The sequence below is a fragment of the [Clostridium] clostridioforme AGR2157 genome (genome assembly GCF_000424325.1).
Classification (GTDB): domain Bacteria; phylum Bacillota; class Clostridia; order Lachnospirales; family Lachnospiraceae; genus Enterocloster; species Enterocloster clostridioformis_A.
The window spans coordinates 1-24671 of sequence record NZ_AUJR01000062.1 but is presented as its reverse complement, the minus strand read 5'-3'; the positions used below and the strand labels follow the sequence as shown (position 1 = coordinate 24671).

Sequence of the window (24671 nt, the reverse complement as noted above, 5' to 3'; positions counted from 1 at the left end):
CCTGATAACCAGGCTCATGGACTCTCCCCCATCCCCTCAGATCTCTCTCTGAAATATTTTTAGAAAAACTTACACATTTAACTTGACAAACCCCATATGCCAGCTTCTGCAAGGAAGCAATAAATTAAATCAATCCTTTTTTCCATTCCATATCATCTGATAACAATTGCTTGAGCGAGGCATCCGCAGTGATGCCCCGCTCCCAAAGTGATGCCAGACGCTATGCTGCCACACTGCATGCCGTATTCATGCTCCATCAGGTTTCTTATCAAATCCGTACCATCTCTGCCTTATCCTATCAAATTTATAAATATCATCCCCGTTTTACCCTGTCCTCAGTTCTATCCTCATTCCTGTCCGCATCCCTTCCCCGCCATCACCCCCGCCCTTCCAACAAATTTCGACAAATCCCGTCTCACCCCCTCCCGCTATTTTGCCAAGTTTTAAAATATCAGGAGGAAAAACAGAGATGCTTGCGTTCTATAATCGTACCTGTGAGAATATAATGAATAAGAATATCAGCGTGCTGAAATTACAAAAATGGTGTCGAATTAAAGTAAATTAAAGTAATAAAACTAATTATTTGTTACAGAAATGTTAATCGATATAATTAATAATTGCAAAATGACACCAAAAATGGTACAATTTAATCACGAGGCGTGTCTAAAATTGCGACCACGAACCGTTGCTATATGGTATGGGGACCATATATAATAAATTTCGCCAGGAGTTATATTGACGAAAGAGATGGATTTGATGTTAAGGTGGTCGAATAGCAGCTACCGATTTATTGGCAGGTAGTTCAGCACAGGCAAACAATTTTAGGAGGTAAAAGGAAGTGGAAAAGCTGAATGTTGCGATTGTCGATGACAATCCGCTGATTCTGAATACGCTGGATGAACTGATTAACGCAGAAGACGGATTATCTGTAATTGGAAAGGCAGACAATGGCGCTGATGCCATTAATATGATTGTTGACACCACGCCCGACATTGTACTGCTGGATTTGGTAATGCCGAAAATTGACGGTATATCCGTAGTGGAAAAAGTGAAAAGCGAGCATACTTTCCTGAAAAATCCTGCATTCATTATACTTAGTGCAGTAGGTGGAGAACAGATGACAGAAGATGCCTTTAAGGCGGGAGCTAATTACTATCTGATGAAACCCTTCGACAAGGAAATCCTGGTAAACAAGATTCGTCATATTGGAAAACTGCCCGATAAACAGCCGGCAGGAAAAGTAATAACGGCTCCTTTTGAGCCAGGGGAAGAATCCCATATCACCAGGGAGGAGTACATAAAGGAGCATCTGGCGACAGACATTACGAAGATGCTTCATGAGCTGGGTATACCGGCCCACATTAAAGGATATCAGTATCTGAGAGATGCCATCGCAATGTCGGTGGAAGACCAGGAAATGATGAGCAGCGTGACGAAAATTCTCTATCCGGCCATAGCCAAACGCAACCAGACAACGGCCAGCCGGGTGGAACGAGCCATACGTCATGCCATCGAGGTGGCATGGGGCAGAGGCAAGATGGAAACCATCGATGAAGTTTTCGGTTATACAATCAGTACCGGAAAGGGTAAGCCTACCAATTCTGAATTCATTGCGCTGATATCGGATAAAATACTCTTGGAATACAAAAAAATTTAAGACAAATTCATCAGAAAGAACTTCCTAATTTCGGAAAAGTAAGGTATACTATTAAGAAAGGCATATGGAATCTGTTCGTCAGGAGAGGGAGGTTTTGATGAAGAAAATATTATTTGCAGCTTCAGAAGCGGTGCCGTTTATTAAAACAGGAGGATTGGCAGACGTAGTGGGCTCCCTGCCAAAATGCTTTAATAAAGAGTATTTTGATGTCAGGGTCATCATCCCCAAATACCTTTGCATCAAGCAGGAGTGGCGCGACAAGATGGAATATGTAAACCACTTCTATATGGATTATCTGGGACAGAGCCGCTATGTGGGCATCCTGAAGTACGTACATGAGGGTATAACCTTTTACTTTATTGATAATGAGAGCTATTTTAACGGGGCAAAGCCATACGGGGACTGGTATTGGGATCTGGAGAAGTTCTGCTTCTTCTGCAGGGCAGCCTTATCAGCCTTGCCTGTGATAGGATTCCAGCCCGATGTGGTACACTGCCATGACTGGCAGACAGGACTGATTCCTGTTCTTCTCAAGGATAAGTTCCACGAAGGAGAATTTTTCTGCAACATGAAGTCTGTAATTACCATCCACAACCTTAAATTCCAGGGCGTGTGGGATGTGAAGACCATCAAGCGGTTCACGGAACTGCCGGATTACTATTTCGCACCGGATAAGCTGGAAGCCTACAAGGACGGAAACCTGTTAAAGGGCGGCATTGTATATGCAGATGCCATCACCACGGTCAGCAACACATATGCAGAGGAGATTAAGCTGCCTTTCTACGGCGAGGGACTGGACGGACTTATGCGTTCCAGGGCCGGAAGCCTCAGGGGAATTGTCAACGGCATTGACTACGATGAGTTTAATCCGGAGACAGATTCGTACATTGCCCAGACCTATAATGCCAAGACTTTCCGCAAAGAAAAGGTAAAGAACAAGAAGGAGCTTCAGCAGGAGTTAGGCCTTCCTGTGGATGAGAAAAAGTTCATGGTGGGTATCGTCTCCCGCCTTACGGACCAGAAGGGCTTTGACCTGATTCAGTGCGTCATGGATGAGCTGTGCAACGATGATTTGCAGCTGGTGGTTCTGGGAACCGGGGAGGAGCGCTATGAGAACATGTTCCGCCACTATGATTGGAAGTACCATGACAGGGTATCGGCCCAGATTTACTACTCAGAGGCCATGTCCCATAAGATTTACGCTGCCAGCGATGCATTCCTCATGCCGTCCCTGTTTGAACCATGCGGCTTGAGCCAGCTGATGGCTCTGCGTTACGGCACGGTACCCATTGTCAGGGAGACAGGCGGTCTTAAGGATACAGTGGAGCCTTATAACGAATACGAGAGCACGGGCACAGGATTCTCCTTCGCCAATTACAATGCTCATGAGATGCTGGGAAGCGTGCGCTATGCCAAGTATGTATACAGCAGCAAACGCCGCGAGTGGAATAAAATTATCGACAGGGCCATGGCCAGGGATTATTCCTGGTGGACCTCTGCCGCCAAGTACCAGGAACTTTATGACTGGCTGATAGGATATTGACATTGCTGATGAATTAAGAAAGGTGTGATGCCCATATGGAGCCGTCAGCGGTTTCAGAGATAACAGAAGACCAGGAGTACATGGAGTGCGTAAGGGACATACTGTGCCATCCTGTATTCCAGTCCATGGACCAGTACATACAGCACGGGACTACCACATGCAAGACCCACTGTATGCAGGTTTCATACCTTGGATATAAGCTGTGCAAACAGCTGGGAGGAAACTGGAGAAGCGCTGCTCGGGCAGGGCTTCTCCATGATTTGTTTTTATACGATTGGCATACCCATGCTAAGGAGACGGGCCAGTATTTTCATGGATTCACCCACCCAAAAGCAGCCCTGATGAATGCAGACCGGTATTTCCGGCTGACCGGGGAGGAACGGATGATTATTCTTAGGCATATGTGGCCCCTGACCCTTGTCCCTCCCACATCCAAGGCAGGATATGCAGTTACATGCGCGGATAAATATTGCAGTACAGTGGAAACCACGGCCCGGTTTAAGCACTGGATTCGGATGTGCCTGTTTGCACAGCCGGCCAGAAGATAAATATGTGTTTTGCTAAAACCGTCCCGGAGCCCGTTTGAAAGGGGAAAGAATAATCCGATTATGAATGTATGGATACAGATGCTTGGCAATCAGCTTCTTATGAGTGCTGTTACAGGATGGGTGGTTGCCCAGTTCTTAAAGACACTGATTGACTTTGCTTTGAATAAGAATTTTAACGCGGAGCGCCTGGTGGGGTCAGGCGGCATGCCCAGTTCCCACTCCGCTACGGTCTGCGGCCTGACCACAGCGGTCCTGCTTAAATACGGGGCCGGGTCCTTTGAATTTGCCGTGTCCTTCGTGCTCTCCATGATTGTCATGTATGATGCCATCGGAGTGAGGCGTGAGACCGGAAAACAGGCCAAGCTGCTAAATTCCATCCTTTCAGAGAATCCCCTTAAGCTCAATGCGGAAGTGCTTCAGGAGAAGCTTAAGGAGTATGTGGGACACACGCCATTGCAGGTTCTGGCAGGGGCTATACTGGGAATTGGACTGGCTCTGGCCCTGAATTCCTATTATTAACACGGCGGGGGGTATCATGTTAAACAGGAAGGACAGAAGATACCATGAATGTTTATGATTTCATCAACTGGTTTTTTATGTATAGTTTTCTTGGTTACCTGCTGGAATGTATCGTGCTGAGTGCAGAATATAGGCGGCCTGTAGTGGACCGTGGCTTTGGCCATGGCCCCTTTTGTGTCATATATGGCTTTGGCGCCCTGGGCGCCTGCATGCTGCTGCGGCCTGTTGCGGGCAGTCCCATAGAGCTCTACACGGCGTCCATGGCCATGGCCACTACCATGGAACTGGTCACGGCCAATATTATGGTCCGGCTGTTCGGTTCCTTCTGGTGGGACTACAGCCGCAAACCCTTTAATTACAAAGGAATGGTCTGTCTGGAAAGCAGCCTGGCATGGGGACTTTTGGGACTGTTTTTCTTTTATTTTCTGGATATAAGGGTTCGTGCTGCCGTGTTCAGCCTGCCCGGCCATGTAGGAACCGTTCTGGCAGTAGGACTTACCATGTTCTATCTGGTGGATTTCATCCACTGCTTTCGCCTGCGCCTGGGCGGTATGGAAGAGGAAGATAAGCCGGCAGTGGGCCGGCTGAAGATATATTAATTGGATGAAAGGCTGCTGCAGGTGGCTGTTACCATTGGTCTACATGCAGCAGTCTTTTCGTCGTTCTAGCCCGCCCCTGTTTTTACGGCGGATTGAATAAAGGAGAATGACATGGATATGAGACATACTTGGGGAGGATATCAGGTCGTGCTGGCCTCGGCGTCTCCCAGACGGAAGGAACTGCTGGCACAGATTGGCCTGGAGCCTGAAATCAGGCCCAGCCAGATGGAGGAGGAGACCAGGGAGAAGAAGCCGGATATGGTGGTCATGGAATTGTCCAGACAGAAGGCAGAGGACGTTGCGTCGGGATGTCCCAAGGGCACCATGGTGATTGGGGCAGATACAGTGGTTTCCGTGGGAAATGAGATACTGGGCAAGCCGGGAACTCCCATGAGGGCCTATGAGATGCTGGAGAAGATTCAGGGCAGGACCCATCAGGTATACACAGGTGTGACGGTGCTTTTGTGCCAGGGGGAGGACAGGTGCCATGGGATTACATTTGCGGAGCGCACGGATGTCCATGTGTACCCCATGACCTGCGGAGAAATGAAGGAGTATGCCCAGTGCGGGGAACCCCTGGATAAGGCGGGGGCCTACGGAATTCAGGGCAGGTTTGCCGCTTATATAAAAGGAATTGACGGGGACTACGCCAACGTGGTGGGACTGCCAGTGGGACGTCTCTATCAGGAGATAAAAAGACTTTTGGAGGACAGGGAAGATGATTAAGCTGATAGTATCGGATGTGGATGGAACCCTTGTACCTGACGGTTCTCCGGATTTGGACCCGGAGGTATTTGACATTATTCTCAGGCTTCGTGAAAAGGGAATGCAGTTTGTGGTTGCCAGCGGGCGCCCGTGGGCCAGTGTGGAAAGCGCGTTTGAGCCGGTAAAGAAGAAGATTTTCTATGTTGCCAACAATGGGGCGTACATGGGATGCCACGGCAGATGTCTGTATGCCTATACCATGGAGCGCGAGCTGGCCCGCCGTATCATACGTAAGGTGCGGATGCATCCGGAGCTGGAGATGGTCTATGCCGGTGTGAACGGGGATTATCTGGATTCAAAGAACGATGCCCTGTACGACTGGCTGACTAATGGCTATAAGTTTAATGTCATCCGGGTAAAGGATGTGTTGGAACTGGAGGAGCCGTGTGTGAAGATTTCCATTTATAAAAAGGAGGGAATCGAGGCAGCCTCCAGGGACATATATGATGAGTTCAAAGACGAGGCCAAGATGGCCTGCGCCGGTGATATGTGGATGGACTGCATGGCCAAGGATGTGAACAAGGGAAAGGCTGTGCGCACCATCCAGGAAAGCCTGGGCATTAAGATGGAGGAGACCATGGCCTTTGGCGACCAGCTCAACGATATAGAGATGCTGAACCAGGCTTATTACAGCTTTGCGGTTGCCAATGCCAGGGAAGAGGTGCGCAGGGCTGCCAGGTTCCAGGCGGACAGCAATGTGCGGGGCGGAGTCCTCAAGATACTGAAAGGGCTGCTGTGAGAGGAGTGTGAAAGTGGACAGAAGCAGGATATACAAGGTACGGGGGAAGAGATGGAAAGGGGCCGTGGGCCTGTGTCTGGCAGCAGTCCTGGCAATGGCTGTTTTGACCGGATGTACCAGGAAAACAGCTGCCACAACCGGATCCAGGACAGTGGACAAGGAGTATACCAAGGGGCAGATGATGGTGATTGCCATTACGGAGCGCAACCGTTACCAGAACATATATACCAGTGAGCTCTGGTCCGTCAAAGCGGACGAGAACGGTGATACATTCGAGGACAAGCTGATGGACCAGGTGGAGCAGTTCCTGATTGAACTGGCTACCACCAACCTGATGGCGGACGAACAGGGAATTGAACTTACGAGCCAGGAAAAGGATTCCCTTAAGTCCCTGGCCCAGGAATACTACAGGAATCTGTCGGAACAGGACCGCAGGTTCATGGATGTATCCGAGGATGAGGTGTACGACCTGTACTGCCAATACTACCGCGCGGATAAGCTGGTGGCAGAGCTGACCAAAAACGAGAATCTGGAAGTCAGCGACGCGGAGGCTAAGGTGATAGGCATTCAGCAAATTGAGCTGGATTCAAGGGCGGAGGCAGAAAATGTTCTGGCCCTGGCCCAGGCTGAGAAAGCGGACTTTGGGGCTATTGCCGCCAAATATTCAAAGAACAGCCGGACAGACAGGACGCTGGAATGGCAGAAGGACATGGACACCCTTGAAAGAGCTGCGTTTGAGCTGGAGCAGGATCAGGTCAGCGGGATTCTGGAGCAGGGCGGAAGATATTATATCCTGAAATGTGTCAATGCCTATGACGAGGAGGCTACGGCTGCCAGAAAGAGCAGGCTGGCCCAGGAGAAGAAGACAAATGCGTTCCTGGGAATCTATGAGCCGTATGTAAAGGAGCACACAGTGAAGCTTAAGAAGCTGCCCGGGGATGTGGTGGAGTTCTCCGGCGGTGAGGGCTGCACGGCGGACAACTTTTTCCAGCTGTATCACGGATACTTCAGCAAATAGTGTTCACGGAAATACCCATATGAATAATACAGCAAATAATAACCAGGAGGGGATGCAATGTTTGATCTAGGTAAATGTATTCTGGTCACCAACAATGACCGGGCAGCAGAAAAATTGTTCTGGCGGAGACCTACGAGGAGGTACTGTTAAAATCCAGGGATCTGATTCATACAAACCACAAGTTTCTTACCCACCCCCAGGCATACAGCTTAAAGCCCAACCAGACGCCCTACAGGACCATCCTTTTATACAGTGAAACCGGAAAGAGTGATGCGGGGGATATCCGTCTGATTGAGGAAGCCATAGAGGCGTTCAATAAGTGGACTGCAATAAGAAGGTGCCTAAGTATGATGAGAAGATTGCCTACGATTACAAAACCATTGATTTGTCAATGATAGAGAATGTAATCCCTTCATTATAGGGATAATAAGGAACCGAATGTGAGGAAGTCATGAAAAAGAATGTGGGAACATCCTACTTTAAAGATTTGAGCAGGAAGGATTATGTGGTTCAGGCCAGCAGGATCATAAAGGAGGAGGGAGTGGAGGCCATCAGCATCCGGCGCATTGCGGCGGAACTGGGATGTTCATCTGCCAGTATGTACCGGTATTTCCGGAATCTGGATGAGCTTTTGTTTTATGCCCAGCTGGATGCGCTCAACGAGTATATCCTGGATTTGTCAAAATGTGAAAAGGAGTGGAATGATATCTGGGATGTGCATTTCGGCATATGGCGTTCCTATGCCAAGGAGGCGTTTAAGAAGCCCCAGGCCTTTGAGGCTGTTTTCTACCGGAACATCAACCGGGACCTGGGAGAGGCCCTGAAGGAATACTATGAGATGTTTCCGGATGCCATCATACAGGTAAGCCCCTTTATCAAGGAGATGCTTGAGATACCCAGCTATTACCAGAGGGACTATTATATATGTAAGCTCCTGGTGGCCGAGGGTAAGATTTCAGAGGAAAATGCAAAAAAGCTGAACCATATCATATGCACCCTGTTTCTGGGATATTTTAAGTTTGTCCAGGAGCACGGCATCAGCCAGCAAGAGATTCCGGAGCTGGTGAACCGGTTCATTCAGGAGAGTAAGGAAATCACACAGTGCTATGCCTATGATTTTATACCCAAATAGAACAATAGGTGTCAGGAGTTCCATTGATTATCGCGATAACACCGGCTGCCACGTTGACATTGCAAAGCCAGGTGAGTCCGTTAGGATTACACCGGTTAAGGACGTGATTGAGCCAAGAGTTAAGGTCAGCGGCGGAGAGATTTTCCCAGGTGTGATCGGAAAGGTAAGCCCTCAGGTGGGCGCCGGAAGAACACACGCCCTGATAGGGCTGTGTAGTGACTGTTGGTAAAATCGTAGGATTCCAGGAGGGCGTTATCGACATGAGCGGCCCTGCTGCGGATTACTGCCCATTCTCACAGACCTATAACCTCTGCGTTGTAGTGGAGCCGGCTGACGGCCTGGAGACCCATGTATATGAGAAGGCTGCCCGTATGGCAGGCTTAAAGGTAGCTGCTTATGTAGGCGAGGCAGCCAGAGAGCTGGAGCCTGACGAAATCGTTACCTATGAGACAAAGCCAATCTTCGAGCAGGCTGCCATGTATCCGGACCTTCCAAAGGTAGGCTACATCCACATGCTGCAGTCACAGGGACTTCTGCATGATACATATTATTACGGCGTGGATGCCAAGCAGTTCATCCCCACCTTCATGTATCCAACGGAAATCATGGACGGCGCTATTGTTTCCGGCAACTGTGTTGCCCCATGTGACAAGGTTACCACTTACCACCATTTCCACAATCCGGTTATTGAGGACTGCTATAAGCACCATGGAAAGGATATCAACTTCATGGGTAACGATTTTTTCGAGCATTTTCCTGTAAAGCAAGTGTGCAGGGACGAAAGATGCAGTCCGAGGAACAGGAAACGGATTATAACCAGTCCATACGGCGCTTAAAGGGCATCCTGCAGGAAATCGGTATACTCAGTGAGGCGGGAAGCAAGGATATTATACGAATTGTCCGCTATCTGATTGAGGAGGACCTGGACATAAGGGACATCACGGTCCGCGAGCTGTGCAGCAGGATGGGACAGAATACCAAGAGTGTGGAGCAGCGCATACGGCGTGCGGCCTCTGTGGGTATGGCGAATCTGGCATATAGAGGAATGGATGATTATGCAGATCCCGTGTTTAGCGAATATGGAGCCAGGCTTTACAGTCTGGAACAGATCAAACGGGAAATGAGCTATATCAGAGGAAAGAGCGACGGACACGGAAACGTGAGGGTCAGAAAATTCCTCAGCGGCCTGATGGTCTGCTGTAAGGATATTTAGAAATGTATCAGATGTAGCAAACATAGCCGAGTGGAAGGGGGCAGGCTGTCCGCTCCCGGTTTGTAAAGCTGGGATGAGAGGTCTGCCTCCTTTTTGTGAATCTTTTGTCAAATCACTATGACCGGATGGGAAGACGGGCCTTCCACATGGCCTATGACAGCCGGGGACCGGCAGGCCTTCTGAAGCGCTTCCATGATACGTCCTGCTTCCTGGGATGCCACACTGTACAGGAGGCCGCCGGAAGTCTGAGGATCGAAGAGAAGATCGTGTACATGGGACGGAAGGTCCTTTGGCAGTGCCACTTTATCCTTCAGGTGGTTCATGTTCTGGTAAGCCACTGCGGGCACAAGTCCCATGGACGCGTAGCTGTCCGCGCCTGGGAGCAGAGGGACACGGCTGCTGTCTATGATTATGGTAAGTCCGGAGTCCCCGCACATCTCGTAGCTGTGGCCCAGCAGTGAGAAGCCGGTCACATCGGTGCAGGCATGGACCCCGTCCAGGCTTCGTACCGCATCGGCTGCATATTTATTCAGCGTAGCCATACAGTCAACCATGGCCTTATGCTCTGCGTCAGATAAAAGGCCGCCTCTGTCCGCATTGGTCAGAACGCCGGTGCCCAGTGGTTTGGTGAGAATCAGAACATCGCCCATTTGGATGGAATTATTGCGCAGGATGCGGTCCGGATGGACCAAGCCGGAGACGCACAGGCCGTATTTGGGAATGTCATCCTTGATGGTATGGCCTCCCACTACAATGGCTTCGGCCTCAGCCACCTTGTCATAGCCCCCCCGGAGTATGGCCTGGACCGTTTCAAAGGGAAGGTGCTCCGGGAACATGAGGATGTTCATGCACAGTCTGGCTTCCCCGCCCATGGCCCATACGTCGGACAGGGAGTTGGCGGCAGCAATCTGGCCGTACTCATAGGCATCGTCCACGGCTGGCGGGAAGATGTCTACGGTCTGTATCAGGGCAAGTTCAGGGGTAAGCTGATAGACGGCCGCATCGTCGGAGGTGTCATACCCAACCAGAAGCCGGTCATCGTGAAAGGTTGGTAAACCGCGCAGAACCTGCGCGAGGGTATCAGGCCCTATCTTGGACGCTCAGCCGCCGCAGGAACCTGTTAGTTCAGTCAGTTTAATATCGCTCATCGGTGATACTCCTTATCATTGGATGAAAGTTTTTAGCTACTAACTTAATATATTATCTATTTTCCATGTTTTGTCAAGGACAAACACGGGGAAAAGTCCCTATTTTGTAGATGTATATAAAGAAACTATTTAACCAAAAGTTATCGTGGATACAAATAATGCATGACCGCAGACGCGGCTGCCATCCACGAGGAGATGGAAGGAATCCGTAAGGAGTACTGCAAGTACTAGATTTGGAAAGAGCTGACAGTCTGCGAGGGCTGCCAGCTCTTTTTTCGGGAATCTTTTGTATATGGAAACTTTTATATATAGATTCTTTTGTATATAGATCCTTTTGCATATAGATTCTTTTTCCCGTAGGCTTGAAGTGTTGATGCATGGATGGCACGCAAAATATTCGCCTTCCAGTATATCCTTGTCAATCAGCAGCCTGACGCGTTTTTCTCTGTCATTCATCAGTCCCATGACTGAAACGGAGCCGGGAGTGATGTTCAGGAAGGATTCCATGAATTCCGCTTCCCCAAAGGACAGGCGGGCGCTTCCAATCTGTTTGGACAGGACGGCTGTCTTGAATTTTTTATTGCCCGGCATGAGCAGCAGGTAAAAGTCGGTCTTTTGGGCATTGCGCAGGAAAAGGTTCTTGCAGATTTCCGTGCCCAGAAGCTGGTCTACCTCGCGACAGGCTTCAATGGTGGGAAGGGCGTCGTGGTCCACACGGACAAAGGGGACCTGAAGGAAATCCAGCAAATCGTAGGTGCGGATTTCCTTTTCCTTACGGCCGGATGTGTCGGCGGGACGGCCCTCATAAAGGGTATGCTCAATATTGTATGCGGGAATAGACTCCCCGACCAGTGAGATATTTCATCATCACCACATCACAGAGGGGTCCTTCAATTTCCTTAAACGGGCAGCCGACCGCATAATATATCATATGAAAATGGGACAAGTTTGGTGTGCCGGAGGATGGCGGAAGACGATGATATGTGCTATAATAGGAAAACAGACGCAAGCGGGAAGGAGGAGGTTCAAATGAGGAAAAGAAGGGCTTATGCCGTGCTGGCAGGAGCAGCTCTGATTATGGCCTGCACGCTGTCCTTTACAGCCTTTGCAAAAGAGGAAAGGACACCTGTGGGGAAAATTAAACTGAATTTCACATCGGATATCCAGGCAGGAGAAATCGGAGGAAATGTGGACGTGACCCTGGAGGAAGGGGAGTGTTCCATTGAGAGCGTGGATATTATCAATGAGGGTGACAACTGGGTAGGCGGGGATAAGCCCAAAGTGGAGATATGGCTTTCCGCTGACAGCGATTACTACTTTAAGAAATCGGGAAAGAGTGCATTTTCATTTTCAGGCGATACTGTCAAGTATGTATCCAGTTCCACCAAGAATGATAGGGAAGAGATGGTCCTGGTGGTAAGGCTGGATGAGCTGGATGAGGATGATGAGGACCTGGATGTAAGCGGTCTGATGTGGGATGAAGATAACGGGGTGGCCCACTGGGACGATATGAGCCTGGCTAAGAATTATAAGGTCCGCCTGTGCCGGAGGGGAGGCAATTCCTATGAGGACGGCATCGGCGCCACTTATACGGTAAAGGAAAACAGCTATGATTTTTCCGGCAAGTTCCCAAAGGCAGGCACCTACTATTTTAAAGTCAGGGCCATGGATTCCAGGAACAACGCCGGTGACTGGCAGGAATCCCCCTATATTGAGATTACGGAAGAAGACCTGACCAGGGTGAACGGCCAGTGGCTCAGGGATGACCGGGGTTTGTGGTACCAGAAGGGAGACGGCACTTACACGTCAAACGGCTGGCAGTATATCAATTACAAGTGGTATTTCTTTGACCAGGAGGGATACATGAAGACCGGCTGGATATCCTGGGAGGATAAGCTGTATTACTGCGACCCGTCAGGAGCCATGCTGGTATCCACGGTCACGCCGGATGGATTTACCGTGGGCGCGGACGGGGCCAGGATAAATTAGGGATGGATGAACCTGGTATTGAAGGGAGATGATTCGGGCCAGGCCGATTCTGCCCGGGCCGATTCTGCCCAGACCGATGCTGACCAGTCCTTAAAATGACCGGTTTCCATACATATAATGTTAAAAAATGGCTATCCTTATATCAATGATAAGATTGATATGAGGAGGTCATTTTTTTATGGTAAACGAATTGGAGATAGAGGCGGTAACCGGCAGGGAGATACTGGATTCCAGGGGGAATCCTACGGTGGAGGTGGAAGTGTGCCTGACAGGAGGCGCCACCGGCAGGGCGGCTGTTCCCTCCGGTGCATCCACCGGTAAATTCGAGGCGGTGGAACTTCGGGACGGCGGGAAACGGTACAACGGACTGGGCGTCCAGGGAGCTGTGGAGCATGTGAATACTGTGCTCAGCGAGGCAGTCCTCTTTGAAAGCGCATTGGACCAGAGACACATAGACCGTCTGCTCCTGGACGCGGACGGAACAGAGAATAAGGGAAAGCTGGGGGCCAATGCCATTCTGGGCGTGTCCATGGCAGTGGCCAGGGCTGCTGCCAATGGGCTTAGGATGCCTCTTTACAGGTATCTGGGAGGAATCCATGCATCCGCCCTTCCCATTCCCATGATGAACATTCTGAATGGAGGAAAACATGCGGACAACACAGTGGATTTGCAGGAATTCATGATTATGCCTTACGGGGCCTGCTGCTTTGCGGAGCGTCTGAGGATGTGCGCAGAGGTCTATCACACATTAAAGAAGCTTCTTAAAGAAGAAGGCTACAGCACCGGAGTAGGTGATGAGGGCGGATTTGCGCCGGACCTTAAGGACTCCGAGGCAGTTCTTGAATTTCTGGTGAGAGCCATGGAAAAGAGCGGCCTGGAGCCGGGTACGGATATGAAGATTGCCATTGACGCGGCGTCCAGCGAGCTCTATGACGAAGCCAGCGGCATGTACCTGTTTCCGGGAGAAAGCCGCATGGCGGGAAAGGAAATCCGCCGCAGCGCGCAGGAGATGGTGGACTACTACCGCCGTCTTGTGGATGCGTTTCCCATCTGTTCCATAGAGGACGGACTCCAGGAGGAGGACTGGGAGGGCTGGAAAATGCTCACCGTGGAACTGGGAGGCCGCATCCAGCTGGTAGGGGATGATTTGTTCGTCACCAATACAAAGCGGTTGTCAAAGGGCATTGAGCTGGGGGCAGGAAATGCCATCCTGGTGAAGGTGAATCAGATAGGTACGCTGACAGAGAGTTTTGAGGCTATCGAGATGGCTAAGAGGGCCGGATTCGGCACCATTATATCCCACCGTTCCGGCGAGACAGAGGATTCCATCATTGCGGACATTGCAGTGGCTGTCAATGCAGGACAGATTAAGACCGGCGCTCCCTGCCGTTCTGACCGCGTGGCCAAATACAATCAGCTGCTGCGCATAGAGGAAAACCTGGAAGGTTAGAGCGTGTTTGAAAATGCATTACCGCTATCTGCGCGCCTTACAGGGGCCTGCAGCGGCAGGAGATGGGAGAGGGGATGCATCCGGGCACTGTTTTGCCCGGAAAATCCCCGCCCTGTCCCATTTAAATCTTGACAACCGGAAAAAGCTGGGTATGATGTAAGAAGATGCATTGACTGCATCAAAAAGGGGAAAAATAAGGAGAGAGACATGAGAGAATTACTATTTATGGAACCTGTTTTTAAGGAGGCCATCTGGGGCGGTACCCGTCTTAAGGACGTGTTCGGTTACGATATCCCAAGCAGCCACACAGGCGAGTGCTGGGCCATCAGCGCGCACAAGAACGGGGATTGCCGTATTGCCGGCGGAACATGGAAAGGACAGAGCTTAAGCTCCCTGTGGGAGAGCCACCCTGGGTGGTTTGGGGCTGCGGCAGGCTGTCATAAGGAATTTCCATTGCTGGTAAAGATTATTGATGCCAGGGACGACTTAAGCATACAGGTCCATCCGGATAATGCATACGCTGCGGAGCATGAAAAGGGCTCCCTGGGTAAGACCGAATGCTGGTATATCCTGGACTGCGACCCGGATGCCACCATTGTGATTGGGCACCATGCAGGGAATAAGGATGAAGTTAAGCAGATGATAGAGGAAAAGCGCTGGAAGGATTTCATACGGGAAATTCCTGTCAGGAAGGGAGACTTTTTCCAGATTAATCCCGGATGCGTCCATGCCATAAAGGGCGGCACCCTGGTGCTGGAGACCCAGCAGAGCAGCGATATTACATACCGCGTCTATGACTACGACAGGCTGTCCGACGGAAAGCCCAGGCAGCTCCATATAAAGGAGAGCATCGATGTGATAGAAGCGCCTTTTAAGGAGGACCGGAACGCTTTGCCGGCAGTTGTGAAGGAGACGGACAGCGGTAGAAAAGAACATCTTGTGACCTGCGCTTACTATACCGCGGATAAGATAGACACGACAGGCCGTTACACGGAGAATTTTGGGGACAGCTTTGCAAATGTGAGCGTCCTGGACGGAGAGGGAAGCGTAAACGGCATCCCGGTATCAAAGGGACAGCATTTCATCGTACCTGCCACATTCGGGGATGTAATCTTTGAGGGCACCCTTTCCATGATTTGTTCCCAGGCGGTTTAAATGGGGATTAGCGGTGTCTTACCTATAAAAATATAGGAAAACAGGTTGTGTTTTAGGACAAAGTATGGTAAAATATTTTTTGTTTGACTATAAGAAAATGGAGAGGTGCAGGCGGATGTCAGTAATACATGTTATTTTGTCAATCATATATGTAATTCTTGGTGTTGCAATATCAGTGGTTATCCTGATGCAGGAAGGTAAGTCCAACGGACTGGGGAGCGCAATTGGCGGAATCTCCACAGACAGTTACTGGAGTAAGAACAGAGGCCGTTCCATGGAAGGTGCACTGGAGCACTTTACCAGGTATGGAGCCATTGTATTCATGCTCATTACCATTGCCCTGAACGTGATACTTAAGGTCATGGGGTAATATGGGGTAATTAAGATAACAGAAGGATAAGTGACGAAAACACCCTTGTATTCATATAAGGGTGTTTTATTTCATTCAGGCGGATTTTGACCTGTTTTCGGACAGGCAGGACATTTTTAAGAAAGAGGTCATATGGAAAAAGAAATATTGGAACAGAAGGGGAAGATGCTGGAAGAGGTGATGAATGACAAGTCCTACGTGCCCATGAAGGCAAAGGAACTGGCCATGCTTCTGGGCATCCCCAAATCACAGAGAGATGAACTGACACAGGTATTGGATTATCTGGTATCAGAGGGCAGAATCGGAATCTCAAAAAAGGGTAAATATGGCAAACCGGAGGTTTTTTCCGTCAACGGCATATTTTCAGGACATCCCAAGGGTTTTGGCTTTGTGACCGTGGAAGGCATGGATCAGGATGTGTTTATCCCTGAGGACAGGACAGGAGCGGCCCTTCACGGGGACCGGGTCCAGATTGTGGTGGAATCCCAGGAACGGGGAGGCGGCCGAAGGGCTGAAGGCTCTGTGCTTAAAGTGCTGGAACATGCCAACAAAGAGGTGGTTGGGTATTTCCAGAAAAGCAAGGGCTTCGGGTTTGTCATTCCGGATAACCAGAAGATTTCCAAGGATATTTTCATTCCCCAGGGCTGTGATATGGGAGCTGTCACCGGGCATAAGGTGGTGGCTTGGATTAAGGACTTTGGAGACGCGAACCATAAGCCGGAGGGCGTTGTGACCGAGATTCTGGGCCATGTCAATGATCCGGGAACAGACATACTGTCCATTGTCAGGGCCTACGGACTGCCGGAGGAGTTTCCGCCGGAGGTCATGGACGAGGTGGAGGGGTGCCCGGATGAAGTGGTTGTGCCTGGTCCTGCAAGGGATGAGGAAACCTGGGACGGACCTTATGGCATTGGGGATTTGGCATCGCCGGCAGACTGGACCGGCGGTTTGGCAGGCCGCCTAGATTTACGGGGGCTGCGCACCGTCACCATTGACGGCGAGGACGCCAAGGACCTGGACGATGCAGTAACCCTGTGCAGGGACGGACAGGGCGGCTATATCCTGGGAGTCCACATTGCGGATGTGAGCCATTATGTAAAAGAAGGCCGTCCCCTGGACAAGGAGGCATTAAAGCGGGGCACCAGCGTCTATCTGGTGGACCGGGTGATTCCCATGCTGCCCCATAAGCTGTCCAATGGAATCTGTTCCCTCAATGCGGGCACAGACCGCCTGGCCTTAAGCTGCATCATGGAACTGGATGACCAGGGAAATGTGCTGGACCACAAAATCGCGGAGACAGTGATTCATGTGGACCGGCGAATGACTTATACGGCGGTGAATGCCATTGTCACGGATGAGGACGAAGCTGTCACGGCTGAGTATGAGGGTTTTGTGCCCATGTTCAGGCTGATGAAGGAGGTATCTGACATCCTCAGGGAAAAGCGGAGGAAAAGGGGAGCCATTGACTTCGACTTTCCGGAGAGCAAGATTATCCTGGACGCCCAGGGAAAGCCGCTGGAAATCAAGCCCTATGAGCGCAATGCTGCCACAAAGATCATAGAGGATTTCATGCTGGCAGCCAATGAGACAGTGGCGGAGGATTATTTCTGGCAGTCCCTGCCCTTCCTCTACAGGACCCATGACAATCCGGACTCGGAGAAGATGAAGCAGCTGGGGACCTTTATCCATAATTTCGGATATTTTATCCGTCTTCAGCAGGGAGAGATTCATCCGAAGGAATTACAGAAGCTTCTGGATAAGATAGAAGGCACGCCTGAGGAAGTTCTTCTTTCCAGGCTGACCCTGCGCTCCATGAAACAGGCTAAGTACACCAACCTGTGCTCCGGCCATTTCGGCCTGGCTGCCAGGTATTATACGCATTTTACCTCGCCTATCCGCAGATATCCGGACCTTCAGATTCACCGTATCATAAAGGAAAGCCTGAAGGGCGGACTGGGAAACAAGAGGATCAGCCATTACGAAGCCATACTGCCGGGGGTAGCCATGCAGACATCGGCCCTGGAGCGCCGTGCAGAGGAAGCGGAGCGTGAGACGGACAAGCTTAAAAAGTGCGAGTATATGTCCAGATTCATCGGGCAGGAGTTTGACGGCGTCGTATCAGGCGTCACCAACTGGGGGCTGTATGTTGAGCTGCCTAACACGGTGGAAGGGCTGGTCCGCATAAGCGAGCTGAGGGACGATTATTATATATTTGATGAACAGCATTATGAACTGGTGGGAGAGATGACCAAGAAAACATTTAAACTGGGCCAGCCCATACGGGTCCAGGTGGCGTCCACGGACCGCCTGCTGAGGACAGTGGATTTCATCCTGCCCAGAGACTGGGACAGGAGCGCGGGCAAGGGAGCTTCCGTGTAAGGCTGTAAATCATACATGCAATCATGACTGGAAAGAAAGGGAAATACCATGGGGAAGGATAGTATTAAACTGGTTGCGAACAATAAGAAGGCATACCATGATTATTTCATTGATGAGAAATACGAGGCGGGAATCGAGCTCTTTGGCACGGAGGTAAAATCCATTCGCATGGGAAAATGCAGCGTAAAGGAAGCCTTCGTGAAGATTGACAAGGGTGAGGTGTATGTGTACGGTATGCACATCAGCCCTTACGAGAAGGGAAATATATTCAATAAAGACCCCCTGCGCGTCAGAAGGCTGCTGCTGCATAAATACGAAATCATGAAGCTGAACGGCAAGATTGCGGAGAAGGGCTATACCCTGGTGCCTCTCCAGGTATACTTTAAAGGAAGTCTGGTGAAGGTAGAGGTGGGCCTGGCCCGTGGCAAGAAGCTCTATGACAAGCGGGCGGACATTGCAAAGAAGGACCAGAGAAGGGAACTGGAGAAGGAATTCAAGGTAAAAAACCTGTATTAGGGATTGGAATGAGAAGGTGTTATGAAGATTGGCAGTAATGAGCGCAGTGAAGTGGAAGCATACACAGATTTCATAAAGGAGGCTGAGGGCCTTAAGTCTACCCTGCGCACTGCCTGGACCGCTGAGGGCCGCCAGGAGAGCACGGCGGAGCACTCCTGGCGGCTGGCTCTGTTTGCCGGGGTGATGTGCAGGGAATTTCCGGAACTGGATAGGGAGAAGATACTGATGATGTGTCTTGTTCACGACCTGGGGGAACGGTACAGCGGAGATATATCGGCAGCATTGAAGCCGGATGCCGATGACAAGCTGAACCAGGAAAGGGCAGATGTACAGCGGATATGCAGGTTTTTGCCAAAAGAAGGGGCAGGGGAGGTGTCCGGGCTGTGGGAGGAATACAGCCAGGGCATTACCCCGGAAGCCAGATTTGTAAAGGCCCTTGACAAGGCCGAAACCATCATCCAGCACAGCCAGGGAAGAAATCCGGCCAGGTTTGACTATGAGTTCAATCTGGAATATGGAAAGGAATACTTTGACCGGGATGAACGGCTGGAAGCCCTGCGCAGCCTGATTGATGCAGAGACAAGGAAGCGAATGGGAATGAAATGACGTTGAAGGAACGATGTAGGTCAGTAAATAAAAAAGCAAGCAGTTAAATCTGCTTGCCTTTTTCATGACCTGACCGGGAATCGAACCCGGGTTTACGCCGTGAGAGGGCGTCGTCTTAGCCGCTTGACCATCAGGCCTTGTCTGTATATCTCAGCGACAGCTTACTTATAATACCATAAAGTTTTGGGTTTGTCCAGTATTTTATTAAAAAAAATATAATTTACCCTGAAAATAATTTAACTAAACACAGCGTCATTTCCAGTCATTTCGTTTCCGGTCACTTCACCTTTCAATATTTTGGAGTCGGCAGAAACAAAAAACAAGCAGTTAAATCTGCTTGTTTTTTATGACCTGACCGGGAATCGAACCCGGGTTTACGCCGTGAGAGGGCGTCGTCTTAGCCGCTTGACCATCAGGCCTTATCTGTGCATATCAGCGACAGCCTGTATATAATATCATATAAATTTAAATTTGTCCAGTACTTTAATAAAAAATAGGAAAGTAAAATGACCAGTCGGGGAACTGGTCATTTTAGGAGAAGGTATTTCGTTTCTTATGGGGTGTAACAAAAACTATATAATGTATTGGGGGGTTTACGTTAATTATAATAGCATACGCTATCAAAAAAGTGTGCACAAAGTTTGCAGAATGAAAAAAAGTATTTTATGCATTCTTACAATGGTCTTGTGAAAATGAGAAAAATTGATTCCTTACAGGACTATGAACACAGCACTATGACCCGGTTGGGAGCTGTCTGGGGCGGTATGCTCTTGGTGGCAGCCGCATAATATACCAGCAGGAAATGATTTGCCGGAAAACAGAAATAAGGCTGGCCGTTTAATGTTGACAAAACTGTGGACTGATACAGGTTCAGCTTCAGCGATTGATCAGAAGCAGTGAGGGTTTCATCAAACCAGGAAAGGTTTACATCCTCCTCTGGCCTGACTACGGCGATTAAATCAGCTTGGTATTGAGGCGGATAGATGAGGGGGACCGGCAGGGTGTTATCGTAAAAAGCTGCCACACGCATACCTGGCATCAGGCGCATGGTGTCCACCACAAAGGTATCACCAGAGAGAATCATGTTGACGGGCTGGCCCTCAACACTGAGGGTTATAACTTGGGTACAGCAATCCCCTTCCTGTGTAGAAATGTTGGTAATGACCCCGACTACGGGAGTCAGATTTTCATAGTTCATAAAAAAATCCTTTTTTATTATCATATGCCGGGATAGTAAAAAGAATCCAGAAAGTTGAATGAAAAGGAGGAGGCCGGAAGGTCTTCATCCCTCCGGCCGAGTATTATGAAAAAAAGTTTTATTAGCATTAGCTCTTAACATAAATTAGTATATCCATAAAATGTGAGGAAAATTTTATGATTCTGTAACGGAATTATGAACAGAATGTGAGAAGTTTGTGAATAGACGGGCAGGGCGGATAGTCGGGCTGATTACGGCCATTATTGCTGCTATGCTATTGTTAATTTTCCGCCATTGTCTTGCAATAAGACAGAATTGTGATAGACTGGATTTAGACCATACAATAGGCTCAGCCGAGCACCCCATGATTCCGGAACACTACATCCAGTGGATTGCTCTGGCTACCAGGCAGGGAAATCAGAGAAAAGAGCTGCAGGCAGGACAGAAGCCGCAGCTAGAGTTCATGCTCTGTGAAGGAGATGAGGTAGAGGCTGCATACGCATATTGCAACCTGCATGGTTTGTGGAAGGCAGAACCTTAATCTGTCAGGAACCTGTCAGGATTGCTATCCGAATAGTGCGTATCTGGCTGTCTAACGCAATACAATGTAAGCGGACATAATTAAACATAAAACAAACATAATCAAACAGCATTTTGGCCGATATGGCACGAAATGCTGTTTGTTTTTATATACACCTGTAGAGCAGCAAATGGAATTATTGGCTTCGGGGGGTGGCGTGTGGTTTTTTGTGGGGTGTGGGAGGGGATTGCAGATATGGATTTACTTGATTTTCCAAATAGCAGCCAGCCTATTCTTTGGGAGTTTCATACAGAATGACGATATCCCCCTCAACAAACCCTGCGCCGATTCCCTGGTACGCCTTTAGCCTGCGTTCCCATAACGGTGAAGGATTTGAGGGCAGGGAATACCGTATCGGTCACATGCACCGGAGAGGTTTTGGAGATATCTCCGGCTCAGGTCAGGGATGTGCTCCGGATTCAGCTGCTGGATGATGAAACGCCCTATTAGAGTATGCCTGACGGACAAAGTAAAATACAAAGTAAAATGACCAGTCGGGGAACTGGTCATTTAGGAGAAGGTATTTCGTTTTTTATGGGGTGTAGCAAAAACTATATAATGTAATGGGGGGTTACGTCTATTATAGTATCACTTGCCGCGAAAAAAGTGTGCACAAACTTTTTTGGGGTTGAAAGCTTGTTTTGTGTACTTTTTTGTTGGACAATCATGTTTCACATTTGATGGCGGGCAATGCACCTGTGGGTTGGGCAGAATGTTACGGGGGGAGGATATTGTCTCAGGAGGGGGTTTGTCAATCAAAAGGTAAGACTTTTGGGGAGATTAGCGACTGTTTAGATGGGGACGGAATACAACATTTATCATTCAAAATGGAATTCCGTGTACGGATTATGACAAAGCAAACGAGAGCGTCAATGAAATAATTAGACAGATTGAAAATAAGCCTGTATAACATCCCTGTTTTCAGTGTATACTATCCATATATTATGTAAATAAGAGGTATCATACTATGAACGACACCAGGGATACAATTCTTTTCTATATAAAGGAATTTACAAAGAGACACGGATATACCCCCACAACATTTCAAATAGCTAATGAATTGTTTATGCAACATGATAAAGTTGCCACTATAATAGAAGCCTTGAGAGCTGAAGGAGCGATTCGAATCCATAGGCCCCTATTTTAATAACATGAGCTTACCCTGGAGACAGAGTAGGCTCATGTTTCATTCCATCCTATTACTGTGAAACCTAACCTTCCGGGTAGCCAAAAAGAGCGAAAACTTCCCCTATACAACCCTTTTTGGCCTTTTTAGGTCTCGATATGTTTAAGCCGGTTGTCCAGTCATGGCCGCAGGATTTTCCCAGCCTTATACTTTGAGTTTTTCAGGTACGCATTTATCTTGCGTTCCTTATTGAACTGGTTATAGTACTCTGCTCCAAGATCCCTGAAAGCAACGCCATCTTTTAACACGTGGAAAATGGCGACCAGCATGGAAGACTACGGCCACATATGCCCGTTTTTTCCCCCTGTGTGCGCTGATCCTTTGGAACTGGGCGTTAAAATAGCAATCCTTTTTTGACTGCGGAGTGTGCACAGACAACAAGCGTTGACCGAGCAGCGCATTCCCTTTGCATGTTTTCCCGCTTTTGCGCTTGCGGGCGTTATCATTATTGCCCGGGCATAGCCCTGCCCACGATGAGAAATAATAAACTTTTAACAGATTACGATGATTTTAATTCTTTTTCAAACTTATTAAGACGCATATTTAGTTGTTTGAGATCACATAGTAAAGATACTCATAAATTAGATACAACAAAATTGTCGCAGTTTTCAATTAATTGGAACGAAATAAGAGAAGGTGAGTTTAAATCATTGAATTCTTTATATAATATGTATACTAAATAATAAACGTAAACGCTCCAACGCCGGTACCTTGTACAGTTGTACAGTTTCCCAACCTCTGACATAATAGTTCCATGAACTATAAAGTCTAAAAAGTTAAAGTTAAGTACTATAACGGGCCATGCAAAATGGCCCGATACTTGTCAAGGTACCGGCTTTGGTGCGTTTACGATTAGCCTTAAATTGGCTCATCTTCAATTGATATTCAATTTGGTTGTTTTTAGCTATAAAAAATGGGAGGATATATGGTCTATCCACCCTTGAAGAAGCGTACTGCCAATGTCCATAATAGGACTTGATAACGTTGCTTCTATATATTAATATGTAGAAAATGTGGGAATATACACAAAATGTATATTCCCACTTGAAAAAGCCGAAGCCAATGCTCTTATGAGCTTGATAAATATGTTTCTATGTTATTATTATATCACATTGTCCTTATTTGTCAACCCCGGATTTTGCTCCGATTGTCAAATCCAAATGCTTTATCAGATAATTGTTGACTTCTTTCATTTTGGCAGGAGATAATTTTCCTATCTTTCTACTCAATCTTGCCTTATCCAGTGTTGTAACATCAGTAAAAATTATTCTGGAAGGGTTTTTGTCAAGTTGTCCGTACTCAAGGTCATCATTGGTCAACTTTATCTGATAGCGTGGATTGATTTTATTACCGTCACCTTCAATTGGCACTATCGTAACTTTTTCACCAAATATATTACTTGATTTCCCTTGTACAATTGTACCAAGCCGCTAGCGCGGCGGCTAGCCCTAAGTACGTGAAACCACGACTTTGTTCATAAAAAAGTAGCAGTTTTTGAATATATGTTGTATTGTTGAGTTACCACACACACCAATCAACTTATACCGCCAACTGGTTCTACAATGCTTCACATATCCATAACACACGCCATACTCCACTTTTGAGAGGAGGAATTTTTCGGTACACTCCCGGAATGGTTCGGGGCATATGATTTCCCCACGGAAATCTGTCTTCTGAATATCACACCGAAGTTGTAATACTCGGCAAGGGTGCGGATAGCAGCTCCCAACTGCTGGGAGTATTCCCTTTCTCCTGCGTACTCTGTGAATTCATCGAATACCTTGTTGTACCTGAGCAGGGAATCTGAAGAGTATTGAAAATGAATCAACATCTCCCCAAGTTCACCGCATAGGTTTCCTACACTGATTTGTCTTATCATGGCAAATCCTCCTGATATAGAATTAGTAGTACGGCTTCGTACTCCTTCTATATCAAAAGATATTTATGACAAGTAAATCAAGAGGAAAAACCTATATTTAAAGCGCTTAGGATTCAAGCGCTTTCCATAAGTACTTGCTTTCCATAATAATAATTGAACAAAATCGCTGCGCGATGGCCTGCCAAGGTTACGCATAGCGATTTTTCTTTTTCATAAAAAAGCAGTAGTAAATGAGTCCTGAATAAGGTATTGTTAACTCACCACAAACCAACAAACCTTATAGATATAGGAAACATCACTACTGCTATGGATAAAATTATACCATGTATCCGCTCTGTAGGCAAGCGGTTTTATAATGCCCGTGCACCTCCATAAATGACAGGAATTTATCGGTTACTAAAATCTAACATTATGGAGGGCGTTTTCATGAACGAAAAATATCTTCTCAGGCTGCAGGATGACCTGCGGCTCAAAAACTTTAC

Annotated in this window: 22 protein-coding genes, 2 tRNA genes and 4 pseudogenes; 21 read left to right on the top strand and 7 right to left on the bottom strand. The window is 48.3% G+C overall.

Annotated elements, in window-relative coordinates; all coding sequences use genetic code 11:
* The first annotated feature begins 838 nt into the window (after nucleotides 1-838).
* The 12 genes and pseudogenes from spo0A to G614_RS28265 all read left to right on the top strand — a co-directional run.
* Nucleotides 839-1657, top strand: coding sequence for a sporulation transcription factor Spo0A (gene spo0A / locus G614_RS0120680; protein ID WP_027643472.1), 819 nt, complete (start codon nucleotides 839-841; stop codon nucleotides 1655-1657).
* 97 nt (nucleotides 1658-1754) lie between these two features.
* Nucleotides 1755-3200, top strand: coding sequence for a glycogen synthase GlgA (gene glgA / locus G614_RS0120675; RefSeq protein WP_027643471.1), 1446 nt, complete (start codon nucleotides 1755-1757; stop codon nucleotides 3198-3200).
* Nucleotides 3201-3235: 35 nt separating this feature from the next.
* Nucleotides 3236-3748, top strand: coding sequence for an HD family phosphohydrolase (locus G614_RS0120670; protein ID WP_027643470.1), 513 nt, complete (start codon nucleotides 3236-3238; stop codon nucleotides 3746-3748).
* Nucleotides 3749-3826: 78 nt separating this feature from the next.
* Nucleotides 3827-4267: a divergent PAP2 family protein gene (locus tag G614_RS0120665; protein ID WP_027643469.1), complete on the top strand. Its 441-nt coding sequence runs from the start codon at nucleotides 3827-3829 to the stop codon at nucleotides 4265-4267.
* A 44-nt stretch (nucleotides 4268-4311) separates the two neighbouring features.
* Nucleotides 4312-4866, top strand: a complete 555-nt coding sequence (locus G614_RS0120660) for a putative ABC transporter permease (RefSeq protein ID WP_027643468.1) — start codon at nucleotides 4312-4314, stop codon at nucleotides 4864-4866.
* A 111-nt stretch (nucleotides 4867-4977) separates the two neighbouring features.
* On the top strand, nucleotides 4978-5592 hold the full coding sequence (locus tag G614_RS0120655; protein ID WP_027643467.1) for a Maf family protein: 615 nt from the start codon (nucleotides 4978-4980) through the stop codon (nucleotides 5590-5592).
* A complete protein-coding gene (locus tag G614_RS0120650; protein WP_027643466.1) occupies nucleotides 5585-6370 on the top strand; it encodes an HAD family hydrolase in 786 nt (261 codons plus the stop codon). The genes G614_RS0120655 and G614_RS0120650 overlap by 8 nt, the downstream gene beginning before the upstream one ends.
* A 13-nt stretch (nucleotides 6371-6383) precedes the next feature.
* Entirely contained in the window at nucleotides 6384-7388 is a 1005-nt protein-coding gene (locus G614_RS0120645) for a peptidylprolyl isomerase (RefSeq protein WP_027643465.1), read from the top strand.
* A gap of 57 nt (nucleotides 7389-7445) precedes the next feature.
* Nucleotides 7446-7809, top strand: a pseudogene (locus G614_RS34670) (GrdX family protein).
* Nucleotides 7810-7839: 30 nt separating this feature from the next.
* Nucleotides 7840-8520: a TetR/AcrR family transcriptional regulator gene (locus tag G614_RS0120635; RefSeq protein WP_027643464.1), complete on the top strand. Its 681-nt coding sequence runs from the start codon at nucleotides 7840-7842 to the stop codon at nucleotides 8518-8520.
* Between the two features lie 43 nt (nucleotides 8521-8563).
* Nucleotides 8564-9254, top strand: a pseudogene (locus G614_RS28270) (glycine/sarcosine/betaine reductase component B subunit); the annotation flags it as partial.
* Nucleotides 9255-9268: 14 nt separating this feature from the next.
* A pseudogene (locus G614_RS28265) lies at nucleotides 9269-9733 on the top strand (DNA-binding domain-containing protein); the annotation flags it as partial.
* A 107-nt stretch (nucleotides 9734-9840) separates the two neighbouring features.
* On the opposite strand, the gene selD reads toward G614_RS28265, so the two are convergent.
* On the bottom strand, nucleotides 9841-10881 hold the full coding sequence (gene selD / locus G614_RS0120620; protein WP_080664579.1) for a selenide, water dikinase SelD: 1041 nt from the start codon (nucleotides 10879-10881) through the stop codon (nucleotides 9841-9843).
* A gap of 354 nt (nucleotides 10882-11235) precedes the next feature.
* Nucleotides 11236-11739, bottom strand: a pseudogene (locus G614_RS34665) (prolyl-tRNA synthetase associated domain-containing protein); the annotation flags it as partial.
* 171 nt (nucleotides 11740-11910) lie between these two features.
* Between G614_RS34665 and G614_RS0120610 the strand changes: the two are divergent.
* From G614_RS0120610 to G614_RS0120570, 7 genes are all read left to right on the top strand, one after another.
* Entirely contained in the window at nucleotides 11911-12870 is a 960-nt protein-coding gene (locus G614_RS0120610; protein ID WP_027643462.1) for a hypothetical protein, read from the top strand.
* 178 nt (nucleotides 12871-13048) lie between these two features.
* On the top strand, nucleotides 13049-14320 hold the full coding sequence (gene eno / locus G614_RS0120600) for a phosphopyruvate hydratase (protein WP_027643461.1): 1272 nt from the start codon (nucleotides 13049-13051) through the stop codon (nucleotides 14318-14320).
* 207 nt (nucleotides 14321-14527) lie between these two features.
* Nucleotides 14528-15475, top strand: coding sequence for a type I phosphomannose isomerase catalytic subunit (locus tag G614_RS0120590; RefSeq protein WP_027643460.1), 948 nt, complete (start codon nucleotides 14528-14530; stop codon nucleotides 15473-15475).
* Nucleotides 15476-15590: 115 nt separating this feature from the next.
* Complete coding sequence (gene secG, locus G614_RS0120585; RefSeq protein WP_027643459.1) at nucleotides 15591-15845, top strand: preprotein translocase subunit SecG; 255 nt, start codon at nucleotides 15591-15593, stop codon at nucleotides 15843-15845.
* Between the two features lie 165 nt (nucleotides 15846-16010).
* Nucleotides 16011-18224 (top strand): ribonuclease R, encoded by a 2214-nt coding sequence (gene rnr, locus G614_RS0120580; RefSeq protein WP_027643458.1) that lies wholly within the window; start codon nucleotides 16011-16013, stop codon nucleotides 18222-18224.
* A 48-nt stretch (nucleotides 18225-18272) separates the two neighbouring features.
* Nucleotides 18273-18740 carry an SsrA-binding protein SmpB gene (gene smpB, locus G614_RS0120575; protein ID WP_027643457.1) on the top strand — a complete coding sequence of 156 codons (468 nt, stop codon included), beginning with the start codon at nucleotides 18273-18275 and terminating at the stop codon, nucleotides 18738-18740.
* Between the two features lie 21 nt (nucleotides 18741-18761).
* On the top strand, nucleotides 18762-19346 hold the full coding sequence (locus G614_RS0120570) for an HD domain-containing protein (protein WP_027643456.1): 585 nt from the start codon (nucleotides 18762-18764) through the stop codon (nucleotides 19344-19346).
* Nucleotides 19347-19411: 65 nt separating this feature from the next.
* Here G614_RS0120570 and G614_RS0120565 read toward each other — a convergent pair.
* The 3 genes from G614_RS0120565 to G614_RS0120555 all read right to left on the bottom strand — a co-directional run bounded on the left by G614_RS0120565 (nucleotide 19412) and on the right by G614_RS0120555 (nucleotide 20544).
* Nucleotides 19412-19483, bottom strand: a tRNA-Glu gene (locus G614_RS0120565).
* Between the two features lie 210 nt (nucleotides 19484-19693).
* Nucleotides 19694-19765, bottom strand: a tRNA-Glu gene (locus G614_RS0120560).
* 299 nt (nucleotides 19766-20064) lie between these two features.
* Nucleotides 20065-20544 carry a hypothetical protein gene (locus tag G614_RS0120555; RefSeq protein ID WP_027643455.1) on the bottom strand — a complete coding sequence of 160 codons (480 nt, stop codon included), beginning with the start codon at nucleotides 20542-20544 and terminating at the stop codon, nucleotides 20065-20067.
* A 217-nt stretch (nucleotides 20545-20761) separates the two neighbouring features.
* On the opposite strand from G614_RS0120555, the gene G614_RS33015 reads away from it, so the two are divergent.
* Both G614_RS33015 and G614_RS35120 read left to right on the top strand, forming a co-directional pair.
* A complete protein-coding gene (locus G614_RS33015; protein ID WP_242828161.1) occupies nucleotides 20762-21085 on the top strand; it encodes a desulfoferrodoxin family protein in 324 nt (107 codons plus the stop codon).
* Nucleotides 21086-22091: 1006 nt separating this feature from the next.
* A complete protein-coding gene (locus G614_RS35120; protein ID WP_027643454.1) occupies nucleotides 22092-22271 on the top strand; it encodes a hypothetical protein in 180 nt (59 codons plus the stop codon).
* A gap of 1157 nt (nucleotides 22272-23428) precedes the next feature.
* On the opposite strand, the gene G614_RS28250 is transcribed toward G614_RS35120, so the two are convergent.
* Nucleotides 23429-23728, bottom strand: a complete 300-nt coding sequence (locus tag G614_RS28250; RefSeq protein WP_080664578.1) for a type II toxin-antitoxin system PemK/MazF family toxin — start codon at nucleotides 23726-23728, stop codon at nucleotides 23429-23431.
* A 149-nt stretch (nucleotides 23729-23877) separates the two neighbouring features.
* Entirely contained in the window at nucleotides 23878-24189 is a 312-nt protein-coding gene (locus G614_RS0120525) for a hypothetical protein (protein WP_027643453.1), read from the bottom strand.
* Between the last annotated feature and the right edge of the window lie 482 nt (nucleotides 24190-24671).